15 protein-coding genes are annotated in these 18,652 nt (G+C 66.3%); 1 reads left to right on the forward strand and 14 read right to left on the reverse strand.

What is annotated here, in order from left to right:
* Nucleotides 1-95: 95 nt before the first annotated feature.
* Complete coding sequence (locus AC1DT6_RS21385; protein WP_035860545.1) at nt 96-761, reverse strand: RlmE family RNA methyltransferase; 666 nt, start codon at nt 759-761, stop codon at nt 96-98.
* 194 nt (nt 762-955) lie between these two features.
* Between AC1DT6_RS21385 and AC1DT6_RS21390 the strand changes: the two genes are divergently transcribed.
* Nucleotides 956-1,453, forward strand: a complete 498-nt coding sequence (locus AC1DT6_RS21390; protein WP_477114882.1) for a YhbY family RNA-binding protein — start codon at nt 956-958, stop codon at nt 1,451-1,453.
* Between the two features lie 85 nt (nt 1,454-1,538).
* Here AC1DT6_RS21390 and AC1DT6_RS21395 read toward each other — a convergent pair whose 3' ends face one another.
* The 13 genes from AC1DT6_RS21395 to AC1DT6_RS21455 all read right to left on the reverse strand — a co-directional run bounded on the left by AC1DT6_RS21395 (nt 1,539) and on the right by AC1DT6_RS21455 (nt 18,389).
* Entirely contained in the window at nt 1,539-2,042 is a 504-nt protein-coding gene (locus AC1DT6_RS21395; protein ID WP_035860548.1) for a DUF4149 domain-containing protein, read from the reverse strand.
* 10 nt (nt 2,043-2,052) lie between these two features.
* Entirely contained in the window at nt 2,053-2,529 is a 477-nt protein-coding gene (greA, locus tag AC1DT6_RS21400; RefSeq protein WP_035860659.1) for a transcription elongation factor GreA, read from the reverse strand.
* Nucleotides 2,530-2,753: 224 nt separating this feature from the next.
* Complete coding sequence (gene carB, locus AC1DT6_RS21405; RefSeq protein WP_441627462.1) at nt 2,754-6,002, reverse strand: carbamoyl-phosphate synthase large subunit; 3,249 nt, start codon at nt 6,000-6,002, stop codon at nt 2,754-2,756.
* A 65-nt stretch (nt 6,003-6,067) separates the two neighbouring features.
* Nucleotides 6,068-6,748 (reverse strand): leucine efflux protein LeuE, encoded by a 681-nt coding sequence (gene leuE, locus AC1DT6_RS21410; RefSeq protein ID WP_441627464.1) that lies wholly within the window; start codon nt 6,746-6,748, stop codon nt 6,068-6,070.
* Between the two features lie 61 nt (nt 6,749-6,809).
* Nucleotides 6,810-7,946, reverse strand: coding sequence for a glutamine-hydrolyzing carbamoyl-phosphate synthase small subunit (gene carA, locus AC1DT6_RS21415; protein WP_441627466.1), 1,137 nt, complete (start codon nt 7,944-7,946; stop codon nt 6,810-6,812).
* Between the two features lie 337 nt (nt 7,947-8,283).
* A complete protein-coding gene (locus tag AC1DT6_RS21420) occupies nt 8,284-8,694 on the reverse strand; it encodes a RidA family protein (protein ID WP_035860557.1) in 411 nt (136 codons plus the stop codon).
* Between the two features lie 90 nt (nt 8,695-8,784).
* On the reverse strand, nt 8,785-9,225 hold the full coding sequence (locus tag AC1DT6_RS21425) for an acyl-CoA thioesterase (protein WP_477114883.1): 441 nt from the start codon (nt 9,223-9,225) through the stop codon (nt 8,785-8,787).
* Entirely contained in the window at nt 9,222-10,895 is a 1,674-nt protein-coding gene (locus AC1DT6_RS21430) for an AMP-binding protein (RefSeq protein WP_477114884.1), read from the reverse strand. The genes AC1DT6_RS21425 and AC1DT6_RS21430 overlap by 4 nt, the downstream gene beginning before the upstream one ends.
* Before the next feature lie 63 nt (nt 10,896-10,958).
* The gene (locus AC1DT6_RS21435; RefSeq protein ID WP_477103526.1) at nt 10,959-12,122 is read right to left on the reverse strand and encodes an acyl-CoA dehydrogenase family protein; all 1,164 of its coding nucleotides are present in this window, start codon (nt 12,120-12,122) and stop codon (nt 10,959-10,961) included.
* 15 nt (nt 12,123-12,137) lie between these two features.
* Nucleotides 12,138-12,989, reverse strand: coding sequence for an enoyl-CoA hydratase family protein (locus tag AC1DT6_RS21440; protein ID WP_441627474.1), 852 nt, complete (start codon nt 12,987-12,989; stop codon nt 12,138-12,140).
* Between the two features lie 46 nt (nt 12,990-13,035).
* Nucleotides 13,036-13,836: an SDR family NAD(P)-dependent oxidoreductase gene (locus AC1DT6_RS21445; RefSeq protein WP_477114885.1), complete on the reverse strand. Its 801-nt coding sequence runs from the start codon at nt 13,834-13,836 to the stop codon at nt 13,036-13,038.
* Between the two features lie 2 nt (nt 13,837-13,838).
* Nucleotides 13,839-16,220: a bifunctional salicylyl-CoA 5-hydroxylase/oxidoreductase gene (locus tag AC1DT6_RS21450; protein ID WP_477114886.1), complete on the reverse strand. Its 2,382-nt coding sequence runs from the start codon at nt 16,218-16,220 to the stop codon at nt 13,839-13,841.
* A 276-nt stretch (nt 16,221-16,496) separates the two neighbouring features.
* Nucleotides 16,497-18,389 carry a propionate--CoA ligase gene (locus AC1DT6_RS21455; protein WP_441627480.1) on the reverse strand — a complete coding sequence of 631 codons (1,893 nt, stop codon included), beginning with the start codon at nt 18,387-18,389 and terminating at the stop codon, nt 16,497-16,499.
* Between the last annotated feature and the right edge of the window lie 263 nt (nt 18,390-18,652).

Genomic DNA, 18,652 nt, shown 5'->3' on the forward strand with positions numbered 1-18,652 from the left:
TCCTTTACGAACGCCTTGCCAACGGGATAGCTGCATTGTAATGCAGCGCCCGGCGTCGGGGGAAAAAGCAAATTGATCGAAGCGATAGGCTCGCTTCACCCCGCCGACTTGAGGTAACGCCCAAGAATGAAGGTCTCTGAAGACTTGTCGCGCGACGCCTTGGGCTTGCGTTTGGCGACCACCTTGAACTGGCGCTTGAACTTCTCCACGATCTGGCTGTAACCGCTGCCATGGAAACACTTTACCAGCAATGAGCCCTCCGGCTTCAGATGCGCCTGGGCAAATTCCAGCGCCAGGTCGCACAAGTAATCGATACGGGCAGCATCGGCAAAGGCTACACCTGACAAATTGGGGGCCATGTCCGACAATACAAGGTCGATCTTTGCGCCGCCGGACGCCTGGAGCACGATTTCCTCCAGCTGCCGGAAAACGTCCTCCTCGCGGAAGTCCCCCTGGATGAATGTGACGTCGGCGACCGCCTCCATGGGCAGCAGGTCGATGGCGATCACCGCGCCGTCGATGCCGCCGTCCTTGGCGCGCGGCGAAGCCGCCAGCTTGTTGCGGGCGTACTGGCTCCAGCTGCCGGGGGCAGCGCCCAGGTCGACAATGACCTGGCCGGGACGAATCAGCTTGTCCTGCTCGTCGATCTCCTTCAGCTTATACGCTGCGCGGGCCCGATAGCCCTCGCGCTGCGCCATTTTGACGTAGGGGTCGTTGATATGGTCGTGCAACCACGCCTGATTGAATTTGTTCTTGGCCATTCCGGAGACATCTGTTTGAGAAAAACGCCGCCGACCCGCGGTCGACCGTGCGTTTTTCACTCGTTTTGCTGATTTTGCAGCCTGACCGTGCCAGTTTGACGGATAATACGCGCCGATTCGCTTTTTCGGCACTTCAGTGCCTTGGTTTGCGCACCACTTGCGCGCCCATTTGCGCCCTCGCCTGCGCTTTACTTATGCCCGCTCTTCAACTCATTCCCGCCCAGCGCTCCGAACTTCGCTCACGTGCCCATGGCCTCAACCCGGTCGTGATGATCGGCGGCGAGGGCCTGACCCGGCCCGTCCTGGCCGAAATCGACCGCAGCCTGGCGTCTCACGACCTGATCAAGATCCGCGTGTTCGGCGACGACCGCGAAAGCCGCATCGCCATGTACGAAGCCATTTGCGAGGATCTCAGCGCCGCCCCGATCCAGCATATCGGCAAGCTGCTGGTGGTATGGCGCCCGGGTCCGGCCGTCCTGAAGGAAAATCGTCCGCAGGAACTGGGCCGCCTGGCCCCGCGTGGCGGCGCCGCGCCGCGCACCGTGACCGTCAGAAAGCCGAGCGCCGCGCCCAATCGCCGCCCCAAGCGCTCGCAAGTGACGGTGCTGGGCAATGAGCGCGTCACCGCTGGCGGCAACGTCAAGCRTGCGCGTGCCCGTCCGACCAGCCAGAAGAAGAAAGCGCTCGACTGAGCGACTGGCCGGCGCCTCCTGACGCGCGCCGGCTTGATATCGGCGCCCCCACGCGGGGGTCCGCCACACTCCTTGCCGGCTTGCCCTACTCGCCCGCCGAACGCGGTGCCGCCGCGCGCCACACCAGGACCAGTGCAAGCAGGCTGTGCGCCAGGTAGAACACGCTGGACACACCATGCAGCATGCCGAACTGCCCCTTATAGGGGGATTCGGACACGCCCACGCCCAGCGCCGTCGCCTTGTCCTTCAGGTTCTCCATGAAGGGCTGGATGCCGAAGTATCCCACCAGCACGCAAAGCAGCATGCCCAGCACCAGCCAGCGCAGCCCCCGGTAGCGCCTCGCGCCACGGCGGATCATCAGGTTGCATAGCGCCAGTTGCAGCACGCCGACCACCACGCCAAGGATTGCCTCGGTCCGGAACAGCTGCCCGGCGATCAGCCCGGCGGTCTCCCGGCTGGGCAGCACCGAAAACAGCGTCGGGGCCACCATGTAGCCCACGGTCCACAGGCTGCCGGCCCAGACTACGGTCAGCAGGAGAAAGATCCGATGCGGCAGCGGCGGCAGGCTCGAGTAGGAGGAGGAGAACACGCAGCCTCGTTCAGACGTAGCGAACCGTGATGACTTCGTACTCGCGCTCGCCGCCAGGGGCCAGCACGATAGCCACATCGCCCTCGAACTTGCCGATCAGCGCGCGCGCGATAGGCGAGCTGACCGAGATCTTGCCGCTGTCGAGGTCGGCCTCGTCGTCACCGACGATCTGGTAGCTCACGGGCTTGCCCGACTCCAGGTCTTCCAGGTCCACGGTGGCGCCAAACACGATGCGGCCATCGGTATCGAGCTGGGTCGGGTCGATGACTTGCGCGGTCGACAGCTTGGACTCCACCTCCAGGATGCGCCCTTCGATAAAGGCCTGCTTTTCCTTGGCGGCGTCGTATTCGGCGTTTTCGGACAGGTCACCCTGCGCGCGCGCTTCGGAAATGGCATTGATCACCGCGGGACGTTCGACGGCCTTCAGGCGCTGCAGTTCCTCTTTCAGCAGCTCGGCGCCGCGCTTTGTAATCGGAATCGTGCTCATGTCTTCGTTCTGCAAAAAAATGAGCCGCAGCGGAGCTGGAGCCATGCACCGGCATCGCTGCCCGGGGCACTTCCGCTCAACCGCGGCCTTTCAGGTTGTCAGGTTGGATCGACCCATTGCCCGGACGCTTGCCCGGTCGGCGGATCGACGGTATTGCTGTTAGTTTAGGCCATGAGGGCTGCCCGCAGCAACTGCGGGCAGCCCAGGGGGCCCAAAGGGGGCCGTCAGGCCAGCGAGGCGTGCAGGCCTTGCAGGTCGTAGACCTCCAGGCTCTGCATGTGCTTCAGACCCTCCACCGCGGCGCGCGCGCCGGCGATGGTGGTGTAGTACGGCACCCGGCTGGCCAGGGCCGAGATACGGATCGAACGCGAGTCGGCGATAGCGGTGCGGGTTTCGTCCACCGTGGTGAACACCAGCGCCAGTTCGCCGTTCTTCAGCATGTCGACGATATGCGGGCGGCCGTCCTTCACCTTGTTGACCACGCGAACCGGGATGCCGGCGGCTTCGATGGCCGAGGCGGTACCGCGGGTGGCAACGATGGGGTAGCCCATATCGTGCAGCATGCGCGCCACGCCCACGGCGTGCGGCTTGTCGCTGTCCTTCACGGTCAGCAGCACCGTGCCCTTCTCCGGCAGGCGCGAACCGGCGGCGAGCTGGCTCTTGAAGAGCGCTTCGCCGAAGGTCTTGCCCACGCCCATCACCTCGCCGGTGGAGCGCATTTCAGGTCCGAGCACCGGGTCGACGCCGGGGAACTTGTTGAACGGGAACACCGCTTCCTTGACGCTGTAGTACGGCGGCACCACTTCGTCATGGATGCCTTGCGAATCCAGCGTCTGGCCGGCCATGCAACGCGCGGCGATCTTGGCCAGCGACAGCCCGGTGGCCTTGGACACGTACGGCACCGTGCGCGAGGCGCGGGGGTTCACTTCCAGCACGTAGACGATATCCTCGCCGTTGACCTGCTGGATGGCGAACTGCACGTTCATCAGGCCGACCACGTTCAGGGCCTTGGCCATGGCGGCGGTCTGGCGCTTGAGCTCGTCCACGGTGGCTTGCGCCAGCGAGTACGGCGGCAGCGAGCAGGCGGAGTCGCCCGAGTGCACGCCGGCTTGCTCGATGTGCTCCATCACGCCGCCGATGAACACGCGCTGGCCGTCGCACAGGGCGTCGACGTCGCACTCGATGGCGTCGTTCAGGAAACGGTCCAGCAGCACCGGGGAATCATGCGACACCTTGACGGCTTCGCGCATATAGCGCTCGAGGTCGCGCGGCTCGTGCACGATTTCCATCGCGCGGCCGCCCAGTACGTACGACGGACGCACCACCAGCGGGTAGCCGATCTCGGTGGCCAGGCGCAGCGCTTCGTCCTCGGCACGCGCGGTGCGGTTGGGCGGCTGGCGCAGGCCCAGCTCATGCAGCAGCTTCTGGAAACGCTCGCGGTCTTCCGCGGCGTCGATCATGTCGGGGCTGGTGCCGATGATGGGCACGCCGTTGGCTTCCAGGTCCAGCGCCAGCTTCAGCGGGGTCTGGCCGCCGTACTGCACGATCACGCCGACCGGTTTTTCCTTGTCGACGATTTCCAGCACGTCTTCCAGCGTCAACGGCTCGAAGTAGAGGCGGTCCGAGGTGTCGTAGTCGGTCGACACGGTTTCCGGGTTGCAGTTGACCATGATGGTCTCGTACCCGTCCTCGCGCAGCGCCAGCGCGGCATGCACGCAGCAGTAGTCGAATTCGATGCCCTGGCCGATCCGGTTCGGACCGCCGCCCAGCACCATGATCTTGCGATTGGTGGTGGGCTCGGCTTCGCACTCGCCATGCTCGGCTTCATACGTGCCGTACATGTAGGCGGTATTGGTGGCGAACTCGGCGGCGCAGGTGTCCACGCGCTTGTACACCGGGCGCACGCCGGCGGCATGGCGCGCGGCGCGCACGGCCTTGGGCTCGGCGCCCATCAGCTTGGCCAGGCGGCGATCCGAGAAGCCCTTCTGCTTCAGGTGGCGCAGCTCGGCGGCCGACAGGCTGTCCAGCTTGCGCGCCTTGACCAGGGTCTCGGTCTTGACGATGTCTTCGATCTGGGCCAGGAACCACGGGTCGATGTCGGTCTCGGCGTGCACTTCTTCCAGCGACATGCCGATACGGAAGGCGTCGCCCACGTACCAGATGCGGTCCGGGCCGGCTTCGCCGATTTCCTCGACGATCTCGTCGCGGTCGGTGGACTTGTCGTCCAGGCCGTCCACGCCGACTTCCAGGCCACGCAGCGCCTTCTGGAACGATTCCTGGAAGGTGCGGCCCATGGCCATCACTTCACCCACGGACTTCATCTGGGTGGTCAGGTGGCTGTCGGCCTGCGGGAATTTCTCGAAGGCGAAACGCGGCACCTTGGTGACCACGTAGTCGATCGACGGCTCGAACGAGGCCGGGGTCGCACCGCCGGTGATCTCGTTCTTCAGCTCGTCCAGCGTGTAGCCCACCGCCAGCTTGGCGGCAACCTTGGCGATCGGGAAGCCGGTGGCCTTGGACGCCAGCGCCGACGAACGCGATACGCGGGGGTTCATCTCGATCACGATCATGCGGCCGTCGGCCGGGTTGATCGAGAACTGCACGTTGGAGCCGCCGGTATCGACGCCGATCTCGCGCAGCACCGCCAGCGAGGCGTTACGCAGGATCTGGTATTCCTTGTCGGTCAGGGTCTGGGCCGGCGCCACCGTGATGGAGTCGCCGGTGTGGATGCCCATCGGGTCCAGGTTCTCGATCGAGCAGATGATGATGCAGTTGTCCTTTTTGTCGCGGACCACTTCCATCTCATACTCTTTCCAGCCCAGCAGCGATTCTTCGATCAGCAGTTCGCGGGTCGGCGAGAGATCCAGGCCGCGCTTGCAGATTTCCTCGAATTCCTCGCGGTTGTAAGCGATGCCGCCGCCGGAGCCGCCCAGCGTGAACGACGGGCGGATCACGATGGGGTAGCCGCCGGTCGCGGTTTCCTTGGCGATCTGCGTCTGCACGGCCAGTGCTTCTTCCATCGAGTGGGCGATGCCGGACTTGGCCGAACCCAGGCCGATCTTGGTCATCGCCTCCTTGAACTTCTGGCGGTCCTCGGCCTTGTCGATGGCTTCCGGCGACGCGCCGATCAGCTCGACCTTGTACTTGTCCAGCACGCCATGGCGGTGCAGGTCCAGCGCGCAGTTCAGCGCGGTCTGGCCGCCCATGGTCGGCAGGATCGCGTCGGGACGCTCTTTCTCAATGATGCGCTCGACCACTTCCCAGGTAATCGGCTCGATGTAGGTCACATCGGCCGTGTTGGGATCGGTCATGATCGTGGCCGGATTGGAGTTGACCAGGATGACCTTGAAGCCTTCCTCGCGCAGCGCCTTGCAGGCCTGGGCGCCGGAATAGTCGAACTCGCACGCCTGCCCGATGATGATGGGGCCGGCGCCGATGATCAGGATGCTCTTTATGTCTGTGCGCTTTGGCATTGCACGCTCTCATTATTGGCCGGTCCCCACGTTCGCGCGGACCGCACCGGATATCAGGATTCGATTCAGTTCAGGGTGGCCGTCGCCAGCTTGGCGCCGAAGCCGATGAACATGGCGCCCACACCGCTCGCCATGCCCGCCGACAGGCGCCGTCGGCGGCGAAACGCCTCGGCCAGCCTGGCGCCCACGAAGATAATCGCGGTCAGGTAGGCGAAGCTGCACAACTGGCACACCAGCCCCAGCGCGACAAAGGACAGCGCCGGATAGCCGAACTGCGGATCGACGAACTGGATGAAGAAGGAGATGAAGAACAGGATGGCCTTGGGGTTGAGCAGGCTCACCACCAGCGCCTTGCGGAACGGGCTGACGGCACGGTCCACGGGCATCTCGCCCTGTGCCGCCGTCCCGCTATCGCTGCCGCGGCTGGACCAGCCGCGCACGGCACCGCGCAGCATCTGGAAACCGATCCAGCCGAGGTAAGCGGCACCGATGTACTTCACCACGTAGAACAGGCCCGGGCTGGCCTTCAGCAGCGAGGCCACCCCCGCTGCCGACAGCACCATCAGGATGGCATCGCCCAGGAACACCCCGCAGGCGCCCTTGTAGCCTTCGCGCACGCCACGCTGCGCGGCGACGGAAAGCACATACATCGAATTCGGGCCCGGCAGCAGCACGATAAAAATCGTGCCGAGCACAAAGGTCCAGAAATCGGTAATGCCCAGCGCGGTATGCATGAAGGCGTTCATGGGATCGTCCTGCGGTCTGCCTGTCTACTAATCTTCTCGTCTTGACTTCTTCGCTGCGCGCTTACTGGCGTGCGTCCGCCATCATCTTGGTGAAGCGGTCGAACAGGTAAGCCACGTCGTTCGGGCCCGGCGAGGCTTCCGGATGGCCCTGGAAGCAGAAGGCGGGCTTGTCGGTCAGCGCGAAACCTTGCAACGAACCGTCGAACAGCGACACGTGGGTGGTGCGCACGTTGGCAGGCAGGGTATCGGCGTCCACCGCGAAACCGTGGTTTTGCGAGGTGATCACCACACGGCCGTCGTCCACGTCCTTCACCGGATGGTTCGCGCCATGATGGCCGAACTTCATCTTCAGCGTCTTGGCGCCAACTGCCAGCGCCATGATCTGGTGCCCCAGGCAAATGCCGAAGGTGGGGATGCCGCGTTCGATGAACTCGCGGGTAGCGCGGATCGCGTAGTCGCAAGGCTCGGGGTCGCCGGGGCCGTTCGACAGGAAGATGCCATCCGGGTTGAGCGCCAGCGCGTCGGCGGCGCTGGCTTGCGCCGGCAGCACGGTCACCTTGCAGCCGCGTTCAGCCAGCATGCGCAGGATGTTGAACTTGACGCCGTAGTCAAAAGCCACCACGTGGAAGCGCGGCGACGCCAGCTTGCCGTAGCCGGCACCCAGCGCCCATTCGGTCTGGCTCCACTCGTACGGTTCCTTGACCGAAACCACCTTGGCCAGGTCCATGCCGGCCAGGCCGGGGAAGGAGCGCGCCAGGTCGATGGCCTTCTGCACATTGTCCTCGCCAGCCAGGATGCAGCCGTTCTGGGCACCCTTCTCGCGCAGGATACGGGTCAGCTTGCGGGTATCGATGCCGGCGATCGCCACCACCTTTTCCTGCTTCAGGTAATGGCCGAGGGAATGTTCCTTGCGGAAGTTGGAGGCCAGAAGCGGCAGATCCTTGATGATCAGGCCGGCGGCATGGACTTTCGTGGCTTCGACATCCTCAGAATTGACCCCGACATTGCCGATATGCGGATACGTCAGCGTGACGATCTGCCGGGAATAGCTGGGGTCGGTGAGGATTTCCTGGTAACCGGTCAGAGCGGTGTTGAACACCACTTCGCCGATGGTATGGCCGGAAGCGCCAATGGAATAGCCACGAAAGACCGTGCCGTCTGCAAGCGCGAGAATGGCGGACGGAAAAGACGGTAACACGGGTAGGCTCCTGCTGGATTCACCCCGTGACCGACCTGCTCAACGCCTCTTGCCCCGTTGTCCGGCGGGGCGACAGGCAGCGTGATGGACGCGATGCTTGTCGCCGGGGCCGTTCGCCTGGTGCTCGATACGCCACACAAATTAGTGCAGCGGAGCCAAGGCGAAATGGGGGCGGCGGAAGGTGGAATTCGGTAGGCGCTAGGGTGAGGGGTTCTGAAAGCGAAACTTTTGGATTATACCCCGCGCCACCCATTTTCTCAAGTTATCAAGGACTTGCGGACGCGGCAGGGCCGCTGCGCGCGCCCGCCGGCAGGCCGGAACGCCCGGCCGGCACCGCTCATTCGCTGGCAGGCACCACCGCCGTCACCTCGATCTCCACCTTGGCGCGGGCCTCCACCAGATCGGCGACCTCGACCGCCGTCATGGCCGGGAAGTGACGCCCGATGGTGGCCCGGTAGTGCTCGCCGATGGCGCGGTAGGCGGCGACATATTCCACCTTGTCCTTCACGTACCAGGTCATGCGCACGATGTGATCGGGACGCGCCCCACCCGCGGCCAGCACCGCCACGATGTTGCGCAGCGCCTGGCCGACCTGCTCGGCGAAGTCATCGGTTTCGAACTCGCACTGGCCGTTCCAGCCGATCTGGCCGCCGACGAAGAGCAGGCGGCTGCCCACCTGCATCTCGGTCATGATGCCGTTCGAGTAGCCGCGCGGCGCGGCCCAGTCTGGTGGCTGGAGAATCTTCATGGTCGGTCTTCCGTAATCAGTGATTGGGATCTGGTTGGTTCGCACCACGCCCCGGACGGGCGCATGGGTGCGGGATGTCAGGTGGCGCGCTTACCGCGCCGCGGCTTCTTGCCCTGGCGCCAGGAAGCGCTCCATGCCCGCGCGGACCTCCGGCGGCAGCGCGCGCGGCATCATTTCGCCGGTATCGACGCACACCAGGCGCTGGGCGATCTCCACGCGGAGGTCCGCGGCAGGCCCGACGAAGCGCACCTRCAAGGAGAAACTGGTGCGCCCCAGCCGCGTCACACGCAGCTCCCGCGTCAGCAACTCGCCCAGCCGGCTGGGCGCCACGAAGCGGCAGGACACTTCCGCCGTCGGCACGCCGGCCTGTGCCGCGCCATGCATGGCGTCGAAGGACCAGCCCAGTGCCTCCCGAAACCAGTCCTCGACCAGGTCGTTAAGCATCTCGAAGTAGCGCGGGAAGAACACGATGCCGGCGGCGTCGCAGTCCTTGAAGCGCACCCGCACGGTGTTGGTGAACACTTCGCTCACGGCTGGCGCCCTCCTCCGGCCGCGCCGGCCTGCTCCGCCATCTGCCGCAACCGGAAGCGCTGCAGCTTGCCGGTCTCGGTGCGCGGCAGCGCATCGACGAAGATCACCCGGCGCGGATACTTGTACGGCGCGATCTCGGCCTTGACGTAGGCCTGCAGCACGGCGCACATCTCCTCGCCGGCCACCACGCCGGGGCGCAGCACCACGTAGGCGGCGACGACCTGCCCGCGCTCGGGATCGGCCATGCCGACGACGCCGCATTCGGCCACCGCTTCGTGCCGCATCAGCGCGCTTTCCACTTCCGGCCCGRCAATGTTGTAGCCGGCCGAGACGATCATGTCGTCGGAACGCGCCTGGTAGTAGTAGTAGCCGTCGGCATCGGCCATGAAGGTGTCGCCCGGCAGGTTCCAGCCGTCCCTCACATAGCTGGCCTGGCGCGGGTCGTCCAAATAGCGGCAGCCGGTGGGACCGCGCACCGCCAGCTTGCCGACCGTGCCGGGCGGCACCGGTTGCATCGACTCGTCGACAATCTGCGCGACATAGCCCGGCACCACCTTGCCGATGGCGCCCGGCCGGACTTGCGCGCCGGCGCTGGAAATGAAGATATGCATCATCTCGGTGCCGCCGATCCCGTCTGTCATCTCGATGCCCGTGGCCGCCTTCCAGCTCTGGCGCGTCGCATCGGGCAGCGCCTCGCCGGCCGAGACGCTCTTCTTCAGGCTGGAGATGTCATACCCCGGCGCCAGCGCCGCCATCTGCCGGTAGAAGGTCGGCGCGGTGAACACGATCGTCGCGCGCCAGGACTGGATCAACGCAAGCAGGCTCTCGGGCGTGAGCCGCTCGGCCAGCACGGTGGACGCCCCGACCCGCAGCGGAAAGCACAGGATGCCGCCCAGGCCGAAGGTAAAGGCCAGCGGCGGGGTGCCGCAGAAGATGTCGTCCGGCCCCGGCTTGAGCACATGACGCGGGAACAGGTCGCACATGGCAATCACATCGCGGTGGAAATGCACCGTGCCCTTGGGCTGGCCGGTAGTCCCGCTGGTGAAGGCGATCAGGCAGATGTCGTCGCTAGCGGTATCGCACGCGTCGAACGACTCGGGCTTGCCGGCCATGGCGGCTTCCACCGAGTCTGCGCCGCTGCCGTTGAAGTAGCGCACCTGCGCCAGGCTCGGGCAATAGTGCTCGTTGCCGGGATCCAGATTGGCTTCGAGTTCTTCGCGCAGGCGCTCGTCGCACAACGCCGCGCTGACCGCGGCACGGTCGATCACCTGCTTGAGTTCCTTGGCGCGCAGCAACGGCATGGTCGGCACCGCGATCAGCCCCGCCTTGACCACCGCCAGCCAGCACGCTGCCATCATCAGGTTGTTGGGGCCGCGCAGCAGCACGCGATTGCCCGGCACCAGCTCCATATCGCCGGTCAGCACGTGGGCGATGCGGTTGGAGAGCGCTGCCAGTTCGGCATAGCTGACGGTGCGATGGGCGCCGTCCTGCTCGTAGCGGATCGCGATGCGCTCGCCCCGCCCTTCGCGCACATGGCGCTCGACCAGTTCCAGCGCGCAGTTCATGCGCTCCGGATATTGCGTGTCCGCGTTGAACAGCAGTTCCGGCCACTGCTGCGGGAGCGGCAGGCGGTCGCGTGCAAAGGTATCTAGGTGGGCTGTGCTCGCCATGGTTGTCTCCGCTTCCTTCATTCTGGTGATGCTGGTAAGGGCTGTCCGGCCGCGTCGATCACGCTATGCGCGATGCTGTGCCAGCGTTTCGCGCGCGATGATCAGCTTCTGCACTTCGGTGGCGCCTTCGTAGATCCGCAGCGAGCGGATCTCCCGGTACAGGCTCTCCACGCGCGTGCCCACCTTGACGCCGAGCCCGCCGAACATCTGCACGGCGCGGTCGATGACCTGCTGCGCGTTCTCGGTGGCCACCATCTTGGCCATCGCCGCTTCGCGCGTGGTGCGCACACCCGCCACATCGCGCAGCCACGCGGCGCGGTAGGTCAGCAGCGCGGCCGAGTCGATGGCGGTGGCCATGTCGCCGATTGCCGCCTGGGTCAGTTGCAGGTCGGCCAGCACGCCGCCGAACATGGGCCGCGCGGTGGCGCGCGCGAGTGCTTCGTCAAGCGCGGCGCGGCCGAAGCCCAGCGAGGCGGCCGCCACCGAGGCGCGGAAGATATCCAGCGTCATCATGGCCACTTTGAAGCCCTGCCCTGCTTCGCCCAGCCGCGCGCCAACCGGCACCCGGCAGTTCTCGAAACGCAGCGTGGCAAGCGGGTGCGGCGCCATGACATCGATCCGCTCGGCGATGGTCAGGCCCGGCGTGTCCGCGTCCACCACGAAGGCGGAGATGCCGCGCGCGCCCGGCGCTTCACCGGTGCGGGCGAACACGCAGTAGAAGTCGGCGATGCCGCCGTTGGAGATCCAGGTCTTCTCGCCATCGATCACGTAATGATCGCCGTCCAGTACCGCGCGGCATTGCATTGCCGCCACGTCGGACCCGGCGTCGGGCTCGGACAGGGCGAACGCAGCGATCGCCTCGCCGCGCGCCACGCGCGGCAGGTAGCGCTCGCGCATGGCGTCGCTGCCGGCCAGCGTGATGGCGCCGCTGCCCAGGCCCTGCATGGCGAAGGCGAAATCGGCCAGGCCATCGTGACGGGCAAGCGTCTCGCGCAGCAGGCACAGCGAGCGCGAGTCGAGCGTTTCGAGCGCGCCGCCATAAGCAGCGGGCACGCAGTAGCGCAGCCAGCCGGCCTCGCCAAGCTGGCGCACCAGCGCGCGGCAGGCGGCGTCGGTGTCGCTGTGATCGACCGCGAGCGAGGCCGTGGCCCACGCGTCGAGCCGTTGTTCCAGTTCGCGGTGCGCGTCGCCGAAGAACGGCAGGGCGAGATAGCTTTTGTCGGACATGAAGTTTGTACCCTTTCAGTCGCCTTCGAACACGGGCCGCGTCTTGGCCACGAACGCGTCGTAGGCCCGGCGGAAGTCCTTGGTCTGCATGCAGATGGCCTGCGCCTCGGCCTCGGCCTCGATGGCTTCGTCCAGGCCCATGTTCCATTCCTGGTGCAGCAGCTTCTTGGTCACGCCGTGGGCGAAGGTGGGCCCGGCGGCGATTTGCGCGGCCAGCGACTGGGCTTCGGCGAGTACCGCGTCCGGTGCGTGCAACGCGTTGAAGAAGCCCCATTGCAGCCCTTCCTGCGCAGTCATCGCCCGGCCGGTGTACAGCAACTCGCTGGCACGGCCTTGTCCGATCACGCGCGGCAGCAGCGAGCAGGCGCCCATGTCCGCGCCCGCCAGGCCTACCCGCACGAACAGGAAGGCGGTCTTCGCCTGCTCGGTGCCCAGCCGCATATCCGAGGCCAGCGCCATCATCGCGCCGGCGCCCGCGCAGATGCCGTCGACGGCGCTGATGACCGGTTGCGGGCAGGCCCGCATGGCCTTGATCAGGTCGCCGGTCATGCGCGTGAACTCGAGCAGCTCGGGCATGGTCATGCGGGTGAGCGGGCCGATGATTTCGTGGACGTCGCCGCCCGAGCAGAAGTTGCCGCCGGCGCCGGTGATCACCACGGTCTTGATGTCCGTGGCGTAGCACAGCGCGCGGAACAGATCGCGCAGTTCGGCGTAGGAATCGAAGGTGAGCGGGTTCTTGCGCTCGGGGCGGTTCAGCGTCACGGTGCCAACCTTGCCGTCGGCCGAGACCGACCACAGGAAGTGCTGCGGCTGGTAGCCGGCAAAGCTGCGCTTGTGGTGGCGCATGTCCAGTGCTATTTCACTCATCTCGTTTCTCGCTTGCCTGTTCTGGTTTTCTCGAATTCGTTCGGGATCAACCCGCCATGACCTCGCCACCGGCCACTGCGATGGCTTGGCCGGTGACCGCGCTGGCGGTGGGCTGGCACAGCCATGCGACCGCGTCAGCCACCTCGCCCGGCTGCAYCAGCCTGCCCTGCGGATTGCCCTTGGACAACTCGGCCCGGGCCTGCGCCTCGGTGCGGCCGGTCTTGCCCATGATGTTGGCGACCGCGTCGCGCACGATGTCGGTCTCGGTATAGCCAGGGCAGACCGCATTGACGGTCACGCCGCTGCTCGCGACTTCCAGCGCCAGCGAGCGGGTCAGTCCGATCACGCCATGCTTGGCCGCGCAGTAGGCGCTGACATAGCCGTAGCCAACCAGCCCGGCCGTGCTGGCCACATTGACGATGCGGCCCCAGCCGCGTTCCAGCATGCCCGGCAGCGCTGCCTGCGTGCAGAGGAAAGTGCCGGTCAGGTTGACCTCGAGCATGGATTGCCACAGGGCGAGATCCGTCCTGGCGAAGCTCGCGCTGCGCGCCTGCCCGGCATTGTTGATCAGCAGGTCGATCGGGCCCGCGCGGCCGGACGCTTCCGCGAACGCCGCCGCCACGCTGTCGGCCTGCGAAATATCCGCCGTCACCGTGCCGAGCATGGCGGGCGCGACGACCGCCTCGGCGAGCGCATCGGCTGTCGCTGCCAGCGTGGCCGCGTCGCGCCCCAGCAAGGTGACGCTGGCGCCTTGCGCGAGCAGGCGGCGCGCAATGGCCGCGCCGATGCCGCGTCCGCCACCGGTGACCAGCGCGTGCCGACCCTGCAGGGAAAGATTGGCGCTCATGCTCAGTGATCCTCGGGCTGACGGGCTTGCCGTGCCTGTTGCGCGGCCCGCTCCAGGTTGGTTTCCAGCTGGCGCTTGCCGGCCTGGTATTGCTTGGGCCATGCCAGGTCGCGATGGCCCAGCCGCGCTGCCTCGTGGATGGTCCAGGCGGGGTCCGCCAGGTGCGGGCGGGCAATCGCGCACAGGTCGGCACGGCCGGCGGCGATGATGCTGTCGACGTGGTCGGCTTCGAAGATCGCGCCGACAGCGATGGTGGCAATGCCGGCCTCGTYGCGGATGCGGTCGGCAAACGGCGTCTGGTACATGCGCCCGTACACCGGCGCCTGGTCAGGACTCACCTGCCCCGAAGAACAGTCGATCATATCGGCGCCCGCAGTCTTGAAGGCACGTGCGATCTCGATCGCATCGTCCGGCGTGATGCCGCCTTCGACCCAGTCGTGCGCCGAAATCCGCACCGACATCGGGCGCTCGTGGGGCCACACAGCCCGTACCGCCGCAAAGACTTCGAGCGGGTAGCGCAGCCGCGCGGCCAGCGAGCCGCCGTATTCGTCGCTGCGCTGGTTGGTCAGCGGCGAAATAAAGCTGGAGAGCAGGTAGCCGTGGGCGCAGTGCAGCTCGAGCCAGTCGAAACCCGCCTGCGCGGCACGCCGCGCGGCGGCCACGAAATCGTCCCGCACCTGATCCATGTCCGCGCGGCTCATCTCGCGCGGCACTTGCGACACGCCCGGCATATAGGGCAGCGGCGAGGCCGACATCACCGGCCAGTTGCCGCTGGCAAGCGGGTAGTCCATCGCTTCCCAGCCGAGCTGGGTCGAACCCTTGCGCCCGGCGTGGCCAATCTGCATGGCGATGCGCGCATCGCTGTTGGCGTGCACGAAATCGACGATGCGGCGCCAGGCGTCGCGCTGCGCGTCGTTCCACAAACCCGGGCATCCCGGGGTGATGCGCGCATCCGGAGAAGTACAGGTCATCTCCGCCACCACCATGCCGGCGCCACCGAGCGCGCGCGCGCCCAGGTGGGTCAGGTGGAAGTCGCCGGGCACGCCGTCCTCGCAGGAATACATGGCCATGGGCGACACCACCACGCGGTTCTTCAGCGTGACGCCGCGTACACGGAACGGCGTGAACATCGGCGGCACCGCGCGCGCATCGGCGGGTTGGCCGGCATTGGCAACGTTGGCCGCCGCCTGTGCCGCGAGCCAGCGCTCGAAGCCCTCGACGTAGCCGGAATCCCGCACGCGCAGGTTCTCGTGCGAGATGCGCTGCGAGCGCGTCAGCAGGGAATAGGCGAACTGCTCCGGCGCCATGCCCGCATAGCGCTCGACGTTCTCGAACCATTCGGTGGAGTTGCGCGCGGCATTCTGGATCTTGAGGACCTCGACGCTGCGGGTGGCCTGGTAACGCTCCAGCGCCTGCGGCAGCACGTCGGCGCCGCCCGGCCCGGCATCGCGGATATTGTTGGCGAGGTCGATCGCATCTTCCAGCGCCAGCTTGGTGCCGGAGCCGATCGAGAAATGCGCGGTATGCGCGGCGTCGCCCATCAGCACCACCGGCACGCGGCGGCCGTCGGCCAGTGTGTTCCAGTGCACCCAGGTGCCGCAGATCACACGCGGAAAGCGGATCCAGTTGGCCGAGCCGCGCAGGTGAGTGGCGTTGCTGATCAGGGCGTTACCGTCCAGGTAGCGGGCAAACAGGCGCTCGCAGAAGGCCACGCCCTCCTCCTGGCTCATCTGCTCGATGCCGGCGGCGCGCCAGACCGGCTCGGGCGCCTCGACGATAAAGGTGGAGGTGTTGTCGTCGAAACGGTAGGCATGGGCCTGGAACCAGCCATGCTCGGTTTTTTCGAAGGCGAAGGTAAAGGCGTCGAACAGCTTGCGCGTGCCAAGCCAGACAAAGCGGCACAGACGGGTATCGATATCGGGCTGGAAGGTCTCGGCGTAGCGGCCGCGCACGCGGCTGTTGATACCGTCGGCGGCGATCACGATGTCGGCCTGGTATTGCTGCGCCAGCGCCTGGTCATCCGTGACGTCGGTCTCGAAGACCAGATGCACGCCCAACTCCTCGCAACGTGCCTGCAGGATATTGAGCAGACGCTTGCGGCCGATGCCGATAAAGCCATGCCCGCCGGAACGCATGGTGCGCCCGCCGATATGGATGTCGATATCGTCCCAGTGGTTGAATGCCTCGTTGATCTGCTGCGCGCTGACCGGATCGGCCTGCTTGAGGTTGTCCATGGTGGCGTCGGAGAACACCACGCCCCAGCCGAACGTGTCGTAGGGCCGGTTGCGCTCCACTACGTAGACCTCGTTGGAGGGATCCCGCAGCTTCATCAGCAAACCGAAGTACAGGCCCGAGGGGCCTCCGCCGATACACAGCACTCGCATCTTGTCGTCTCCTGCGCGCCGGCCCGGATCCGGCTGGCCCGGCCCCTCGCGGCACATGCGATGCGCGGGAGCGCATCTAGATCATACTTAAATATTTGATGCTTAAAATATTAGTCCGCATCGGACCGTCGTGCAAGCACAATCTCTGACGCGGTGCAGCGCGTGCCCCGGGAGGCCAGCTCAGCCAACCCGGCAGCGGCGGATACGCCGCGTTTCAAGCCCTAAACATGCCTCTGCCGCCGCTCGCCCTCCGGCGCGCGGCGGCCTGGACAGCCGTCAGCCTTGCATCGCCGCCTGGAGTTGCGCCAGCGCGGTGGGATCTTCGATCGTGGTGAGATCGCCGGGGTTGCGGCCTTCCGCCACCGCCTGCATGGCGCGGCGCAGCAGCTTGCCGGAGCGGGTCTTGGGCAGCGCATTGACGAAGAACACGCGCGCCGGGCGCGCCACCGCGCCCAGTTGCCGGTCCACGGTCTTCATCACGTCGCCTTCCAGCGCCAGCCGGTCGGCCTGGGTTTCGATGCGGCCCGCGTCGCGCGCGATCACGAACGCCATCGCCACCTGCCCCTTCAGCGCATCGTGCACGCCCACCACCGCCACCTCAGCCACCGCCGGATGCGACGAGATGCTCTCCTCGATCTCGCGCGTGCCCAGCCTGTGGCCCGCCACATTGATCACGTCGTCGGTGCGGCCCAGGATAAAGATATAGCCGTCCTCGTCCTGCACACCCCAGTCGAACGTCGAATAGCAGCGGCGGCCCGGCACGCCGGACCAATAGGTCTTGACGAAGCGTTCATCGTCGCCCCACACCGTGGTCATGCACCCCGGCGGCAACGGCCCGTCGATGGCGACCACGCCTTTCTGCCCCGGCGCGCATTCGGCGCCGGTGGCTTCATCGACGATCTTCAGGTCGTAGCCATAGACCGGCACGCCGGGCGACCCCAGCTTGGCCGGCAACGGATCGATACCGCGCTGGATGGCGATGATCGGCCAGCCCGTCTCGGTCTGCCAGTAGTTGTCCACCACCGGCTTGCCAATGCCCTGCTGGATCCAGCTGGCGGTGGGTTCGTCGAGCGGCTCGCCGGCCAGGAACAGCAGGCGCAGGCTGGAGAGGTCGTAGCGCGTGAGCCAGGCCGGGTCCTGCTTCTTCAGCACGCGAATGGCGGTGGGCGCGCTGAACATGATGTTCACGCGGTACTGCTCGACCAGTTGCCACAGGATGCCGCCGTCCGGGCGCACCGGCGTACCTTCGTACATCAGCGTGGCCATGCCGGCCAGCAGCGGCCCGTACACAATGTAGCTGTGCCCCACCACCCAGCCGATATCGGAGCTGGAGAACATGGTGTCGCCAGCCTTGCCGCAGAAGATGTAATCCATCGAGGTGGCCAGCGCGACCGCGTAGCCGCCGGTGTCGCGCTGTACGCCTTTTGGTTTTCCGGTGGTGCCCGAGGTGTAGAGCACGTAGGATGGCTCGCTCGATTCGAGCCAGACGCACGGCACGCGCGCCGCGCCCACGCGCTCGCGCCAGGCTGCGTAGTCTTCGTCGCGGCCGGGCGTGAGCGCCATCGGCGCGAGCTGGCGATCCACCAGCAGCACGCGTTCGGGCTTGTGCGCGGCCAGCGTCACCGCCTCGTCGAGCAGCGGCTTGTAGGGCACCACCTTGCCCGCGCGCGAGCCGGAGTCCGCGCTGACGATCACACGCGGCTGCGCGTCGTCGATGCGCGCGGCCAGACTGACCGAGGCGAAGCCGCCAAACACCACCGAGTGAATGGCGCCGATCCGCGTGCACGCCAGCATGGCAAAGGCGGCCTCGGGAATCATCGGCATATAGATCAGCACGCGGTCGCCCTTGGCCACGCCCATCTGCTGCAGGATCGCGGCCATGCGGTTGACCTCGTCATGCAGTTCGGCGTAGCTGTAAGTGCGATGCTGGCCGGTTTCGGTCGACACGTAGATCAGCGCGGGCTGGTCCGCGCGCGCCGCCAGGTGACGGTCGACGGCGTTGTGGCAGAGATTGGTGCGCCCGCCAACGAACCACCGGGTAAATGGTGGACGGCTATCGTCCAGCACGGTCTCGAACGGGGTTTCCCAGTCGATGCGGCGAGCCTGTTCGGCCCAGAAACCTTCGGGATCGCTCACTGAGCGTGCGTGCAGGGCACGGGTAGCCGTCATGGCTTGTCTCCTCCGCTTGAATGCGGGTTGTCCATATGCAGTTTGTCTTGGCCGGGCGAACCGCCTGATGCTGTCTGCTGTCGCCCGTTAGTTTGCCACCATTCCAGGCGCATGGCGGCTGGCTTGCCGCAGCCAAGCCAGCCCACCGGTACCTGCAGTCTGGGTACGCCGGCTTACGCAACGCTTACCGCTGACGCACCGCACCAAGCAAAAGGGCGTGCCATTGGCACGCCCTTGATCTGGCTCAAACTTGCTGGCTCGAA

The organism is Cupriavidus sp. 01L45 (assembly GCF_056399885.1).

Bases quoted from the DNA above. Each gene is read 5' to 3' on its own strand.
- AC1DT6_RS21385 (WP_035860545.1), bottom strand. From the start codon at position 761: ATGGCCAAGAACAAATTCAATCAGGCGTGGTTGCACGACCATATCAAC.
- greA (WP_035860659.1), bottom strand. From the start codon at position 2,529: ATGAGCACGATTCCGATTACAAAGCGCGGCGCCGAGCTGCTGAAAGAG.
- carB (WP_441627462.1), bottom strand. From the start codon at position 6,002: ATGCCAAAGCGCACAGACATAAAGAGCATCCTGATCATCGGCGCCGGC.
- leuE (WP_441627464.1), bottom strand. From the start codon at position 6,748: ATGAACGCCTTCATGCATACCGCGCTGGGCATTACCGATTTCTGGACC.
- AC1DT6_RS21420 (WP_035860557.1), bottom strand. From the start codon at position 8,694: ATGAAGATTCTCCAGCCACCAGACTGGGCCGCGCCGCGCGGCTACTCG.
- AC1DT6_RS21435 (WP_477103526.1), bottom strand. From the start codon at position 12,122: ATGTCCGACAAAAGCTATCTCGCCCTGCCGTTCTTCGGCGACGCGCAC.
- AC1DT6_RS21440 (WP_441627474.1), bottom strand. From the start codon at position 12,989: ATGAGTGAAATAGCACTGGACATGCGCCACCACAAGCGCAGCTTTGCC.
- AC1DT6_RS21455 (WP_441627480.1), bottom strand. From the start codon at position 18,389: ATGACGGCTACCCGTGCCCTGCACGCACGCTCAGTGAGCGATCCCGAA.